The organism is Kitasatospora sp. NPDC048298 (genome assembly GCF_043201465.1).
GTDB lineage: Bacteria > Actinomycetota > Actinomycetes > Streptomycetales > Streptomycetaceae > Kitasatospora.
Genome location: NZ_JBICYZ010000033.1, coordinates 57,336 through 70,700, shown reverse-complemented (window position 1 = coordinate 70,700; position 13,365 = coordinate 57,336). Strand labels below are relative to the sequence as shown.

The following is a 13,365-nucleotide window of genomic DNA, read 5'->3' as shown; positions in this document are numbered from 1 at the left end:
AGGGTCAGCGGCGGGCGGCGGCCAGGGAGCGGAGCTGGACGTGGACGGCGGCGGGTTCGGTGCCAGTGAGGGCGGCGACCTCGGCGGCGGACAGGTCGAGGACCAGGTGCAGCAGCAGGACGTCCTGCTGGGCGGCGGTCAGGTGGGCGACCGGGCCCAGCGGCCGGGGGCCGGCCTGGGCGCAGACGCGGCGGCGCACCGCCTGCCAGGCGCAGGCGGTGGGGCTGGCGGTGGCCAGGGCGTCGAGCCAGTGGCCGCTGAGTTCCTCGAAGGCCGCGCGGACGGCCAGGGGCGCGTCGGCGGGCGGCAGGAGCAGTCCGGCGTAGCCAAGGTAGTGGCGCAGGTGGAGGTCGTGCAGCGCCCACAGGCCCAGGGCGGGCCCGGGGGCGGCCGAACGGCGTGGTGGTGTCGGCATGGTGGTGTCCCGGGGTGGCGCGGGTGGGTGCTGGTCCGCGGCCGGGCGCGGGTGGGTGCCGGTCCGCGGCCGGGGCGCGGGTGGCGCGCCCCGGCCGCGGACCGGGTCACACGAGCACCGGCGGGTTGTCGTCGGTGCCTTCGCGGCCCGCCGCGGCGGGGTGTCCGGGGCCCTCGTCCCGTTCGGCGGCGAGGCTGTTGCGCAGGGTCACCCACAGGCGGAACAGGATGTCCGTCGAGGTGCCGGCGCTGGAGGACTGCATGGCCCGGGCGAACTCGCTGTGGTGCGTACGCGAGTTGACCGGCAGCGGGGTGCGGGCGTTGTTCGTCCGGTCCCAGGCCGCCGCCCACAGGGCGCGGCGGGCCTCCCTGACCCCACAGACCTCCATGTAGGCGAGGAACACGGGTTTGCGCAGCGGGGCCTCGCCCTTGAGGACCATGGCCAGGGTGCTGGAGGGCAGGCGTCCGCCCCGGTCGCGGGCCCGGCGGTCCAGTTCCCGCAGGGAGGGCCAGTCGGCCTTGCGGCGCATCTCGTGCATCGCGCGGCGCAGGTCGGCGAAGGAGTCGGCCTGTTCGGGGTCGATCCGCCGGGGCGCGCGCAGTCTGCGGCTGCCCGAGGGGCGGGGCACGTGGGCCCAGTAGTTGGCCTGGACCCACTTGCGCCGGGCGGTCTTGAGGTCGCCGCCGCATTCGCGGGCGACGGCCTCGACGACCTTCCAGCTCGGCACGGAGTGCCCGCCGGCGGCCCGTTGCAGGGTGGTGGGGTGGTAGTTGGTCCGAGCGGCGAGCTGACGGTACGTCAACTCGGCCTGCTCGCGCTGCTCCCGCAGCCAGGCGGCCAGCCGGCCCAGCGCCGGCTCGGTCGCCTCGATCGGGTTCTCTCGGCGTCCCATCGCTGGCAGGCGCTCTTCCTAGGCCCGCTCCCGTCGGAGCCTGGCGGCCAACAGGCAGCCGCCGGTGGCCAGTTCGAGCGCCGCTCCGGCCGACATGCCGGTCGCCACCAGGGCGGCGGCCAGCGTGACCGCCAGGACGACCACGACGACGACCACGGCCGTCCCGTACGGGCGCGGGTGGTGCGGGCGCGGCGGTACCGGGTCCGCCGTCGCGCAGTGGGCGGTGCGGGTGCGGGTGCGGATGCGCTTGTTCCGGTTCCTCTTCATCGAGGAGTCCTCCATATCACTGTCCACTCCAACTGGCGGGCACTTGTGCGGTTGGCGTCGCACGGGGTGCCCGGTGGCCTCACACTCTGTCAGGCGTATGGGTGAATCCCAATCGGTTCGGTGAACATCGCGCAGATTGATGCGCCACGGTCCCGGCCACTCGCCGCAATCTCGTGAATGCTCTACCAGAGAAGCACAGTTCAGCGAACTGAAACCGAATTTTGATGCGCCTTTGTGCAGCGCGCCCTTGTGAGGCCTCCTGGCTGGATGTGACGATTCGGAGTGCGGCGTCATCCGGACTCGCGGGTTCGGAACCCGGGGCGCTGTTCACTCCAACAATCGGGATCATCGGCAGCGGGCCGTGTTGGCGCATGGGTCCGTCCGAACAGCAGAGACCGCCCGGCCCTGGTGGCCCGAGCGGTCTCTCTGCGTTTTCCGGCGCGTTTCCCCGGCGCGCTTGCCGCGCGGTGGACGTCAGGTCAGTCGCGGGTGGTCCAGCGCTGGGTGGCGCTGGTCGCGGAGGGCGCCGAGAGCATCACGCCCTTGCCGGACTCGTTGCTGGGGGTGTCGAGGACGTAGCCGGTGTTCGGGTCGGTGATCTTCAGGCTGCCGTCGTCGTTCCGGGTGACCTGCCACTTCTGGGAAGCGGACTGCGCGTCGGACGGTTTCACCGTGACCCGGTAGCTCGGGTAGCCGCTGGACGTCAGGGACAGGGAGGGGTTGCAGCCGTCGTGGATGCGCACCGTGCCGTCCGCGTTGGCGTCCAGCCGCCACTGCTGCCCGAGGTCGGACGCGCCCTTGCCGGAGATGGTGGCGTAGGCGCCGGGGAGCACCATGCAACCGCTGGTCTGGTGCGACAGCACGAGGAAGCCACCGTTGGAGAGGAAGTGGGGCCGGCCGTCGCCGACGGGCAGGGGCCCGTAGTAGATGGTGTGCTTGGCCAGCAGGTCGAGCGTCGTGCCGGTGGTGGCCAGCGGCGGGACGGCGGCCGGGCGGACGGTCTTGTAGTAGTCGGCGAACGTGGACGACGTGTGGTCGAGCATCGCCTTGGCGGTCCCCTGCCAGCCCCCGTCGACCTTCCGCCACAGGTCGAGCAGGGAACCGGCGACGTTGCCGGAGACCGCGTCGCCGTTGTCCCAGCCGTTGCCGTAGGCGAGTTCGGTGCTGCTCCCGTCCGCCCACACGTAGCGGTTGTCGCCGAGCAGGTAGGCGCCGACGGCGCTGGCGAAGCCCTCGACCCAGGCGCAGGGGCGGGTGCTGGCCGCCCAGGGGGACGTCGGAGCGCAGATGCCCTCGCGCGGTATGCCGCCGTAGAGGCGGTCCATCAGGAAGTGGCCGCCCTCGTGCAGGACGATGTGCTCGGAGTCGGGGTCGGCGGCGGGAAGGTAGATGGTGTTGTCGAGTTCGTACACCGGACCGCTGGTCGAGTTGGGGCTCCAGAAGACGGTGAGCTCGACGCAGGAGTTGCTGTCCGGCTCGCGGGCGCTCCAGCAGGCGCTGACCGGGTTGTTGCGGCCCCACCACAGGAGGTTGAGGGTGTCGAGGACGTGCCAGGCCCGGGAGGTCTGGGCCGGGGGCTTGATGACGCCGAGGGAGACACTCGCGGAGACGTTCTGCTGGACCGGCGAGTCGACGGTGTAGTGGGAGGCGGGAATGTCCGGGGTCAGGACCCTCCACATCCTGGTGCTCTCGGAGTAGAACCGCACCCACATGCTGTCCATCGTCGTGGTGGTCGTGGGGGTGTAGCAGAGGTTGAAGCCGCCGTCGGACACGGCGGTGAGGCCGTAGTTGCCGAGCACGTGCGCGGTGTCGCCGGCCTTCTCGCGGCCCCACAGCTCGACGTTGGCGTTGCGGACGGGCTTGGTCCGGGTGGGCTTGGACGGACCCTCCTCCGCGTTCTGGTAGTCGAACTGGAAGGTGCCGCTCAGGCAGATCGGGCTCGCGGTGACCGCCGCCGAGGCGGGGGCCGCCGCGAGCGGGACGACGGCGAGCACGGCGAGCAGCGCCGTGCCGAGCGCGGCGAGCCGTCGGGTCAGGCGGGTGCGCAGGGGTATGGCCATCGAGGTCCTCTCGGTGGGGCCGCCGGCCGCGACCGGGCATCGACACGGGTGCGGGCGCTCGGCGGCGGTCGGTCACGGTTCGCGTGCCCATGGTCGGTGCACGGTTCGGCTCGCGGTAGGGCGTGCGGGGGGTGGGTGCGGGAGGCGGATGCGGCGTGCGAGGCACCGCCCGCGCCGGTGCGCGGCAGACGCCGTCGTCGCGATGGTGCTTCCTCCCCGAAGACTGCGGGCTGCTGCCCCTCCGGCCTTCGCCTCGCGGTGCGGGCTTGGGGACGGACAGGGCGGCGCGCCCGGTGAATGAACTCCCTTAGGCGGGTGGCAGCTTGCGCCGCCCCCGAACCAAGCAGGAATCTACACAGCTCAGTCACGAGCGGAGTGTCATCTTCCGATTTTCCTCGCTCGACGGTCAAAACCAGTCGCGCCTTGGCTTGTTCTGACTATGCATCAGGAGTACTTCGAGCCAACGACCCTGCTTGTGGTCATGACTTGAACCACCGCCATCTCGCAGAGGCGACCTGACGGCAGTGCTTCCCCACCAGCCCGTTACCCAGTGCGCGGGAAGTCGGCGGGGCCGACTTCCCGCGCGCCACGGACCTTCAGGTGCGGGTGGCTTGGGTGCGGCAGTGGGTGAGGGCGTATTTGAGGCGGGGGTCGGGGTTGGGGGTGGTGGTGAGGAGTTCGCCGGCGGTGGTGAGGGTGGTCCAGTAGGTGGTGGGGTCGCCGGTGCGGGGCAGGGGGTGGGTGGCGGCGAGGGAGAGGTAGGCGGCGGTGAGGTTGCCGGTGGTGAACCAGCGGGTGAGGCCGTGCTGGTGGCCGGGGCGGATGCCGCCGATGGCCTCGATGGCGGTGGTGAGGAGGTCGACGACCGCGCGGCCGGTGGCGTCGAGGGCGACCGGGACGTCGAAAACGCCGAGGGCTTCGAGGAGTTCGCCGGTGTCGTTCTCGGAGTTGGGGCGGGGGTCGGTGAGGAGGGCGTCGTGGCAGTCGGCCAGGCGTCGGGTGGTTTCGGCGTGGGGGATGTCGAGGGCGAGGCAGACGGCTCGGGCGACGGGGAGGGGTTGGTGGCCGAGGCGGGCGAGGAGGGTGTAGGTGGCGGCGGGGGTGGCGCCGCGGGAGAGGGTGTGGCGGGCGAGGGTTGAGAGGTTCATGGGGGCTCGGGCTTTCAGACGGTGACGAGCGCGGGGGCGGGGATGCGGGCGACGAGCACCCAGACGAACTTGCCGATCCCGCCCGGCCGGGAGGCACAGCCCCAGCGCTCGGCGAGCTCATTGACGAGGAACAGACCGCGCCCGTGCTCGTCGTCCGGGGCCGCAACGCGGAGGGCGGGGTGCCCGGAGCTGGCGTCGTGGACTTCGACCCTCAGACGGGAGTTGACCGGGGAGAAGCGGACCTCGATGTGCCGGTCGTCGGGCGCGTCCGAGTGCTGCACGGCGTTGGCGAACAACTCACCCAGCAGCAGTTCGGCGGTGTCGCCGTAACGCTCGCCCGAGGGCAGCCCAGAGAGGTAAGCGCGGAGCATGTACCGGGCCAGGGGCGTGGATTCGACGCAGGAGTCGAGGCGCGCGACGAACATGCGGGGGCGACGGGCAATGAGCATGGGGCACCTCGAAGAGAGCGGAGAGAGAGCATGCGAGAGGAGCGCGACATCACGCTGTACGTGTCTGACGTGGCGCCACCAGGCGACGTGGCGTTGGAGACCCGATCGGACGCAGGGAGATCGCCGCGCCGAGCCAGCATGTGGCTGCTCTGCCTCAAGCACGCGAAACCTACGGTCAGTGATCCGGCATCACCGGCGGTGACAGGATCAATCATCGTTCGCCAGAAGGACGTCCTGAAGGCCTTACAGAGGACTCTTGAGGGACACTCAGAGGACGTATTGGTCCGCCATAGGACCGAGGAGTCCCCAAAACGACCTGCGAGTCCTTTAGAGTTGACTCACCATCGGCATGTGCGGAGGAGACTGTGCCCAACACCGCGCTCAAAGCAGCCAGGCAAGCCGCCGGCTACGCCAGCCAGCAGGCCTTGGCCGATGCCCTCACCCGGGCCGCCCAACAGCTGGGCCTTCGCGGCGTCTCCGTCAGCGTGCGCCAGATCCGCCGTTGGGAATCCGACACCCCTCCTTGGCCTGGGGAGGACTACCAACGCCTCCTGACCCACGTCCTACGACAGCCGATCGAAGACCTGGGCTTCCGTGCCCCCTGGAACCGTTCCCAGCCCACGACCTCGACCGTTGCCACACCTGCGGCCACGCCCCGCACAACGTCAACGGCCCTCCGCGGCGCACTGCCTCGGCCACACGGACCGCAAGGGAACCAGCCAGGGACGGTCGGCGCCGACTACGCCATAGTCACCGAAGCTCACCGCCGGCTCTACCTGTCCACGGCACCAGCCGCGCTGCACCCAACGGTGGCCGCACATGCCGACCTCGGCACCGTGCTGCTCGGCGAGACAGACGGAGTGGCCCGCAAGGTGCTGGCCTCGGCCCTGGCCGAGTCGCTGCTGCTACTCGGCCGAATCGAGTTCTTCGACCTGCGGCAGCCCGATGCTGCCGACACGACCTTTGTTCGCGCGCTCCAGGCCGCCGGCGAGGCGGACGACAACCTGCTCGGTGCCGCGATTCTCGCTCACAGCGCGTTCGTACCCGGTTGGGCCGGCCTCCTCAACGGCGCGCGGGAACGTATGCATGCTGCCCGCACCTATGCTCGTCGGGCCCCGGCATCCGCCGACGTGCTGGCCTGGCTCGACGCAGTCGAGGCCGAGTGCCTCACTCGATGCGGCGACCATCGCGGCGCTCTCGCCCTGCTGCAGCACGCCGAGGACGTGCTGGCCGCTGGCGGCGACGTTCTGCCGCCCGATTGGTTCACCTGGTTCTCGGCCACCCGGCTGCACGCGTTCCGTGGCAACACCGAGTTGCGGGCCGGTCTGCTCCCGCAAGCCCGGACCACACTGGAGCAGACGCTCGCCGAACTCCCGGAGACCGACGGCAAGCAGCGCGTCGTCGTACTCGGCGACCTCGCGTCGGTCGAGGCCGCGGCCCGGCGACCGGAGCAGGCCTGTGCCCTGCTGGAACAGGCCCTCGACCAACTGGCCGTCACCTGGTACGCCACCGGCATGGAACGCGTGCGCGAGGCCCGACGAGCGCTCACCCCGTGGCAGGACACGGCGGCCGTCCAACGCGTGGACGACCGCCTCTATTCCTGGTCGGCGACGCTCAGCTCGCTCCAGCGTTGAACTTGGCGATCAGATCCGGAAGTTCCGCCAGCGAGTCGATCCGGAACGTCGCCTGCTCCGCGGCCGGATCATGCTGCTGGATCCAGCCCCACGGGCCGCGCCGGATCAGCGCTGTCCGCATCCCCGCCGCTCGGGCGGGGAGCACGTCGTTGTCGAGTCGGTCTCCGACGTAGAGGATCTCTCGCGGCTCGGCGGGTACCGCCTCGGCGACGCGCTCGAAGAAGGCCGGGTCCGGCTTGCTCGCGCCCCAGTCGTCAGAGGTGCCGATCAGGTCGACGTCGTCGGTGAACAGCCGGCGAAGGATCGCCCCGGCCCGCACGGTCTGGTTACCGGCGATCGCCAGCCACAGGCCGTCCGCCCGGAGTCGGGCGAAGGCACCCCGGACATCCGGGTAGAGGTCATCCTCGCCGAACGTCTCCGGCCGGCCGGCGGCCGCTCGCTTCTCGCGTTCCTCGTAGAGGTCGAAGCCGGGGGCGAAAATCTGGAAGGTCTCCCGGTAGTCCCGGCCCTGCGCGATCACCGCGCCGAACTGGGCGACGAACGTGTGCCGCGGCACACCCAGCCAGTCGGCCCAGGTGCCATACTCCCGGGTCTCATCGACCAGGCACTCTCCGACGTCGAACACCACAGCCTTGATCGTCATAGCCGCAGCCTAGTAGGGCGAGGACGTCCCCTGGCGTCCTCGCCGAAGTCCTTCCGGCCCTGGTCGTACGATGACTGGCGAGGCTGCCCTGGAACTCCTCGACACCTACGGCAGCACCACCGAGTTCGGCGAACTCTGAACCGAAGTCCTCCAGCCGGCTCCACCGCCGGAAGCCACCTGGCCCGGCCACCGGAGGCCCCCGCGCCCCGCGGCCCTGCCGGCTCGTCTGAGCAGTCACTGACGCACCGCCAAGAAGGGTGAGCGCACTGCCCGGTGGCTGTCGGTGGCTGGCGGGCCGGCGAGGCCGATCCGGAGGGCGAGATTCAGCTTGCGTCTGGACACTGTGTGCCCACCGAAATACAGTGCGTCCTGAGCCTGCGGGTGCGGCAGCGGCAAGAGGGGTGGGGGCCCAAGTGGTGGCGGCGGCGCTGCTGCCGTGTCCTGTCGCTTGACCGGTTCCGTTTCCCGAGAAGTGGATCAAGGAGCCGGCGAAGCCGCAGAGTTCGATCCGAGGAATTCCTGCCGTTCGAGGCTTCGCGCCCTGAAACGGATCCGTCCCGCCAACCCGGCATCCAGCGTCGGAAAGGCCGCCGATGGCGGCGCCGACTGCGACACGTCCAGACCTACGGAGAATCCAGCATGCCACTTTCGACTTCTGATCTCACAAGGCTCGGCGGGGCGGCGATCGTCATCCAGTCGGCGTCCGTTCCGAATGTCTACCTGCGCATGGACGGGATGGGGGTGGTCACCCCCACCGCCCCCGGCGGGGGGAAGGTCAACTGCCAGCGCGGCATCAATGACTTCACGGTATTCCTGCTCCAGCCGCAGCCCGATGGCACGTATGCCGTGGAGTCGGCGGCCTACCCGAACGTGTTCCTGCGCATGGATGCCGGCACGATCTCCGCCGGCGCGCCCATCGGCGGGACGGTGAACTGCCAGTCCGGCGCCGGGCGCTCCGAGAAGTTCATCATCGCCCCTCAGCCCGGCGGTTCGATGTCCTTCGTGTCCGCGAACTTCCAGGGCGTCTACCTGCGCATGGTCCCCGGCACCGGTACCGCCCCCGGGGGAACGGTGAACTGCCAGATCAACGGTGGCGGCGCCCCGAACACCACGTTCTTCCTCGATCTGGCCTAGGCTCCGGGACGGCGAAACGGCCTCGATGATTCATGACGGTCCGTCGGTTTTCTCGGCGGACCGTCTCGGGTCCTCCGCTGGGCAGTGGGCTCCTGGCAAGGGGCCGGCCCCGGACCGCCCACACCCATGCCACCTGGAGGGCCACCCCGTGAGCGTCGAACTCCGCCACCACACCGCCCTCACCCCCGAAGTCCGGCAGGATCTGCTGGACGTCTACGCCGACGTGCGCGCCCCGCTGCTGCACCTGCCGAACTACTGCCTCGCCGCCTTCGTCGAACGCCTCGAGCGGCACACCGTCGACCCGGGCTTCGAGCTCGTCCTCGGCTACGACGGCGAACTACCGGTCGGGTACGCCTACGGCAACACCGTCGACGCGGGTGACCGGTACTGGAAGCGCATGGCCGACCCCCTCCCCCACGGCTTCACCGACACCCCGGCCCTGGCCGTCAAGGAGATCGGCGTCCGCACCCCCTGGCGCGGCACCGGCACCGCCCGCCGCATCCACGACGCGCTGCTGGCCGGGCGCGCCGAGGGCCGCGTCCTGTTGATGGTGAACCCGCTCGCCGGGGACGGGAGGGTTCAGCGCGTCTACGAGACCTGGGGGTACCGGGCGTTCAACACCCAGCAGCCCACGCCGGATTCGCCCCGGCTGAGCGTGATGATCCGTCCGACTCGCTGAATCCCGTAGCCGCGCCGAGCGCCCCGGGCGGCGGCCCGGGGCGCTCGGCGCTTGCGCCGTCGGGGCTACTCGCGGGGGCGGGCGAGCAGGGCGGCGGAGGCCGGGTCGCCGACGCGGGTCGCGACCGCGCCCTTGACCACGCTCAGGGCGGCCGGCAGTGCCGCGACCGCCGCCGCCTTGAGCGCGCCCATCGAGGTCAGGTCGAACTTGTCGGCCAGCAGCAGGCCGAGGAACGCCGCGGCGTACGTGGTGACGGTGCGCTCGACCAGGTCGAGAATGAACTTCTGCATGATCAGGACTCCTTCGTGGTGGAGGCCGGTGTGGTGCACGGTCTGCGCGCGACGGTCGCGCGGGCGTTGCGTCGGGGTCGGCTGTCAGGGGTCGGAGGGCATGCGGCAGACGCCGCCGGGGAGTTGCCGCCCCTCATGTACACGTTCACGCCGCCGGATTCGACGACGGTCCGGCAGAAGAAAATCCGGCGGCCTCGCGCACACCTCAGAGGCCCGTCACTGAGGCCTCCCACCTGCCCGTCTACCCTGACGGGCATGACCGAATCTCTGATGAACCGCTACCGCAAGGCCGTGGAACCGCTGCTGGAACCGGGCGAGCACCTGCTCGACCTCGCGACCGTCGTACCGGTGGCCGGGGCGCGCGGCGTCGGGGACGGGCTGGGCGCGCGGGTCGGCAACAAGCTGGGGCAACTCGGCGCGGTGGCAGGGCAGTCGGGCAGCATCGCGAGCGGCTTTCCGGCGACCACGGGCGGGGCCCGGACCAGGCTGCTGGCCGTCACGGACCGCCGGGCCGCGTTCGTCACGGCGCTGGACGTCCGCAAGGCCGGCCAACTGGTGTGGCACGCGCCGCGGCAGCTGGTCCTGCGGGTGGAGCGGCGCCCGCGACTGCAGGCGATGGCGAGGTTCCGGCTGCACTTCGCGGACGGCTCCGCGGTGTCGCTGTACACGGCGCGGCGCCGCACGATCGAGGCCCTGGCCGATCACCTCGGACGCTGACCCGCCTCGACGCTGACCCGCCCCGGCGCCGACCAGGCGGTCCGGGCCCGACCACAAGGCCCGAACCGCCGTTCCCCGCCGCCGGCTTCGGGTGGACCGAGGCCGGGGCGGAATCCGGGAGAGACGGAGGGAGAGGGACGGTCAGAGCCCGAAGTTCCAGTCGACGATCATCTGCAGCAGGTCCTTGCGCTCGTCCACGAAGTCCATCGCGATCACGCCGTAGTGCGCGCGCTGGGAGATGCGCGGCGTCAGGTAGTCCTTGATGGAGGGGTTGACGACTTTGGCGATCTGGTACGGGGTCTCCGGGAAGCTGCTGGAGCTGGCGAAGTGGAGGTACAGCTTGCCGTCGTCCTGGCCGTAGAACGCCGTGTCCAGCCCTTCCCTGACCCGCTGGACCTTGCGGCTGGAGCCGTCGTTCCACTGGTCCTGCAGCCAGATCCGGTCACGGTCTCCCCACCGCAGGGGGTCGTAGCGCCCGTCACCCCAGGTGAAGTCCGACATGATGGGGACGATCTTGCCGCGCACCTGGCCCAGGGTGGGCAGCCCGGTGGGCAGCGAACCGGCCTTGGGGAGCCAGAACCACGGCCGGTAGTTACCCTTCCCGTCCATGCCGTCCATGTAGTAGTTGAAGATCTCGCTGAACCGGTAGTCCTGGCCCTCGGTGTACTCCTTCTTGACCCGCATGATGATCGTCTCGCGGGGATTCGCCTTCAGGAAGTCGATGCACAGGTTCAGCACGTCACCGAAGTTGATCTTCTGGTAGATCTTGTCGTGGTGGATGGTGAAGACGTCGCCCATCACCCGGCACCTGATATCGAGGAAGCGCACCCCCGCCGCGAGTTGCTGGGGGATGCGCCACTCCTGGCACTGGGCGAAACCGAAGGCGCCACCGTCGTAGAGCGCGCACGTCTCGTGGGTTCCGGGGATCGTCAGCTGCGACAGCTTCACGTTGTCGCCCAGCAGCGACATCCACCTGTCGGTGGGGCGGTGGACGAGGCGGTCCGGGGCGGCGGAGGCCGGCGCGACCGAGCCGGCGACGCCCAGCGCACCGGTCGTGGCCGCGAGCGCTGCGCCCCTGAGCAGGGTCCTACGGTTGATCGGCATGCAAGAAACCTCCGGGACGGGGCCCTGATGGTGGTCGGGTTTGAGCATCTTCCTCTCCGACTCCAACGGGTCGCCGCCCCAAGCCGGTTCATCGTCCACGATCGGCCCGCGGAGCGTACGCTGCCCGACCCCGCCGACGTCCGCCCGACGGCAGCGGCGGCAGCGGCGGCAGCAGTGACGGCGACCGGTCGCAGAGCGGTCGCCACCATCGTGGCGCGCCCCCGCCCACCGGTGGCGAACGCGCTCGGCAATCGGGCGGGCACGGAGGGGAGTTGAGTACGGCAGCGGATTGCGGCGCGGGGTGCGGGCGGGACAGGGTGTGGGCGCAGACGCGCGTGCGACCCGAGAGGACCCTTGCTGGTGAAGGCTTTCCTGGAGAAGGTGGCGACGAACCTCGTCTACCTCGTCGGCATGCTGGTGAACCCGCTCCTCAACGGCGCGCAGGAGTTGCGGGCGTCGAGCTGGCCCACCGAGCGGCGCAAGCTCAGGCTGATCAACTCGCCGACGGCGCGGGCGGCCCGGGCGGCGGAGCGGGAGCGGTTCCGGGGGCTGGTCGAGGCGCTGGGGGCGGTGGAGGGGGTCGAGCACGTGCTGACCCAGGTCCTGGACCAGTCCACCCGCCCGACCTTCCACGGCCGGGACCACCCCAGGGACACGCTGCTGGTCTGCCGGATCCACGCCCGCGCCTACTTCGTCGTCCGGGAGGACATCCTCGACGTCCTGCCCCGGATCGCCGCGGCGAACGTGGCCGACTGGCGGGCCCACGGCCAGGGGCCGGACCCGGAAGGGAGCCTCGACCACGCGCTGCGCTGGTACCGCGACGGCGGCATCGACGCCGACGGCTGGCGGATGCACTCCCCCTGCCTGTCCAGCCCCGGCGCCAAGCTGACCTGGGACCGGCCCGGCATCCCGTCCCGGGCCCCGATCCCGGCGGGCCCGTACATCAACCGGCTCTTCGTGCTGGAGCAGACCCCGCCGGACGCGGACGCGGCGCAGCTGCTGGACGAGGCCCGCGCGGGCGGGCGGGGCACGGTCCTGGAACTGGCGTTCGGCGCGGACTGGGTCGACCACTGCCAGTACCACAAGGTGGCGCGCGGCGGGTTCCTGGGGCGCGGACGGCTCTGAACGGGTGACGGAGGACGGGTGACGGATGACGGGTTCCCGGACCAGCCTGCGGGGCCGGGCCGGGCGCCCTCACCCGTTCAGCCGCGGCTCAGCACTGGGGGCGGCGGCCGTGGTTGGCCCCGCGCCTGGCCCTGGCCTTCTTCTTGCGGCGGCGCTTCGACGACATGGCCACTCCTCTCGCAACCGGGACACCCGAACCGGGACGGCCCCGGGCTACCACCGTTCCACACCCGGGCGAACCCGGCCCGTCGAGCGGCCCGTCGAGTGGCCCGTCGAGTGGCCCGTCGATCCGCTTCCGCCCGCGCCGGGCACCATCACGCGGGCAGGTTCCCGTTGCCGCCCAGGTTCGCCACCATGCGGCGCAGCACGTTGACCGTGGTCACGAACTCGTCGGTGCCGATGCCCTCGTGGGCGCGCTCGTTGACCTTCAGGTTGCGTTCGCGGGCGCGCAGGCGCCCGGCCTCGCCCTGCTCGGTGAGGGTGAGGGCCCCGGCGGCGTCCTCGGTGAGCCAGCCGCGGGCGATCAGGTCGTCGAAGACGGCGTCGAAGGCGGTGTCCTGGTCGTCGTAGGGGGTGAGCCGCTCGATCAGGGCCGTGCGGGTCCAGCCGCCGGGGCGGCCGGCGGTGTGGTTGAGCGTCCACCAGTGCGGCTGGGTGAGGCCTTCCACCGCCAGTTGTCCGCGCAGGCCCTCCACCACCAGGAGGCGGTAGACCTGCCCGGTCCAGGCTCCGATGGGCTGGGCGGCGATGACCTGCGGCTCGTACGTCTCGATCGTCATGTCCGGTACTCCTTCGACTTCCCTGATCG

At 71.1% G+C, this 13,365-nt stretch carries 15 protein-coding genes; 5 read left to right on the top strand and 10 right to left on the bottom strand.

What is annotated here, in order from left to right; translation table 11 throughout:
- Positions 1-4: 4 nt before the first annotated feature.
- The 6 genes from ACGF0D_RS24005 to ACGF0D_RS23980 form a co-directional block, all read right to left on the bottom strand.
- Positions 5-415, bottom strand: coding sequence for a sigma factor-like helix-turn-helix DNA-binding protein (locus ACGF0D_RS24005; protein ID WP_392919358.1), 411 nt, complete (start codon positions 413-415; stop codon positions 5-7).
- 106 nt (positions 416-521) lie between these two features.
- Positions 522-1,307 (bottom strand): helix-turn-helix domain-containing protein, encoded by a 786-nt coding sequence (locus ACGF0D_RS24000; RefSeq protein ID WP_392919355.1) that lies wholly within the window; start codon positions 1,305-1,307, stop codon positions 522-524.
- An 18-nt stretch (positions 1,308-1,325) separates the two neighbouring features.
- Positions 1,326-1,574, bottom strand: coding sequence for a hypothetical protein (locus ACGF0D_RS23995; RefSeq protein ID WP_392919352.1), 249 nt, complete (start codon positions 1,572-1,574; stop codon positions 1,326-1,328).
- A 479-nt stretch (positions 1,575-2,053) separates the two neighbouring features.
- Positions 2,054-3,634, bottom strand: coding sequence for an RICIN domain-containing protein (locus tag ACGF0D_RS23990; protein WP_392919349.1), 1,581 nt, complete (start codon positions 3,632-3,634; stop codon positions 2,054-2,056).
- A 596-nt stretch (positions 3,635-4,230) separates the two neighbouring features.
- Positions 4,231-4,782, bottom strand: coding sequence for a hypothetical protein (locus ACGF0D_RS23985; protein ID WP_392919347.1), 552 nt, complete (start codon positions 4,780-4,782; stop codon positions 4,231-4,233).
- 14 nt (positions 4,783-4,796) lie between these two features.
- Positions 4,797-5,231 carry an ATP-binding protein gene (locus tag ACGF0D_RS23980; RefSeq protein ID WP_392919344.1) on the bottom strand — a complete coding sequence of 145 codons (435 nt, stop codon included), beginning with the start codon at positions 5,229-5,231 and terminating at the stop codon, positions 4,797-4,799.
- 365 nt (positions 5,232-5,596) lie between these two features.
- Between ACGF0D_RS23980 and ACGF0D_RS23975 the strand changes: the two genes are divergently transcribed.
- Complete coding sequence (locus tag ACGF0D_RS23975; RefSeq protein ID WP_392919342.1) at positions 5,597-6,865, top strand: transcriptional regulator; 1,269 nt, start codon at positions 5,597-5,599, stop codon at positions 6,863-6,865.
- On the opposite strand, the gene ACGF0D_RS23970 is transcribed toward ACGF0D_RS23975, so the two are convergent.
- Positions 6,846-7,508, bottom strand: a complete 663-nt coding sequence (locus ACGF0D_RS23970) for an HAD family hydrolase (RefSeq protein ID WP_392919339.1) — start codon at positions 7,506-7,508, stop codon at positions 6,846-6,848. The genes ACGF0D_RS23975 and ACGF0D_RS23970 overlap by 20 nt on opposite strands.
- Before the next feature lie 639 nt (positions 7,509-8,147).
- Between ACGF0D_RS23970 and ACGF0D_RS23965 the strand changes: the two genes are divergently transcribed.
- On the top strand, positions 8,148-8,642 hold the full coding sequence (locus ACGF0D_RS23965) for a hypothetical protein (protein ID WP_392919336.1): 495 nt from the start codon (positions 8,148-8,150) through the stop codon (positions 8,640-8,642).
- 148 nt (positions 8,643-8,790) lie between these two features.
- Positions 8,791-9,321: a GNAT family N-acetyltransferase gene (locus ACGF0D_RS23960; protein WP_392919333.1), complete on the top strand. Its 531-nt coding sequence runs from the start codon at positions 8,791-8,793 to the stop codon at positions 9,319-9,321.
- A 65-nt stretch (positions 9,322-9,386) separates the two neighbouring features.
- On the opposite strand, the gene ACGF0D_RS23955 is transcribed toward ACGF0D_RS23960, so the two are convergent.
- Complete coding sequence (locus ACGF0D_RS23955; protein ID WP_392919331.1) at positions 9,387-9,611, bottom strand: holin; 225 nt, start codon at positions 9,609-9,611, stop codon at positions 9,387-9,389.
- A 255-nt stretch (positions 9,612-9,866) separates the two neighbouring features.
- Between ACGF0D_RS23955 and ACGF0D_RS23950 the strand changes: the two genes are divergently transcribed.
- Entirely contained in the window at positions 9,867-10,328 is a 462-nt protein-coding gene (locus ACGF0D_RS23950; protein ID WP_392919328.1) for a hypothetical protein, read from the top strand.
- Positions 10,329-10,469: 141 nt separating this feature from the next.
- On the opposite strand, the gene ACGF0D_RS23945 is transcribed toward ACGF0D_RS23950, so the two are convergent.
- A complete protein-coding gene (locus ACGF0D_RS23945) occupies positions 10,470-11,432 on the bottom strand; it encodes a phosphatidylinositol-specific phospholipase C (RefSeq protein WP_392919326.1) in 963 nt (320 codons plus the stop codon).
- 360 nt (positions 11,433-11,792) lie between these two features.
- On the opposite strand from ACGF0D_RS23945, the gene ACGF0D_RS23940 reads away from it, so the two are divergent.
- Positions 11,793-12,557 carry a hypothetical protein gene (locus ACGF0D_RS23940; RefSeq protein ID WP_392919323.1) on the top strand — a complete coding sequence of 255 codons (765 nt, stop codon included), beginning with the start codon at positions 11,793-11,795 and terminating at the stop codon, positions 12,555-12,557.
- A gap of 314 nt (positions 12,558-12,871) precedes the next feature.
- Here the strand turns inward: ACGF0D_RS23940 and ACGF0D_RS23935 are convergent, their stop codons facing one another.
- Positions 12,872-13,336 carry a MarR family transcriptional regulator gene (locus tag ACGF0D_RS23935; RefSeq protein WP_392919320.1) on the bottom strand — a complete coding sequence of 155 codons (465 nt, stop codon included), beginning with the start codon at positions 13,334-13,336 and terminating at the stop codon, positions 12,872-12,874.
- Between the last annotated feature and the right edge of the window lie 29 nt (positions 13,337-13,365).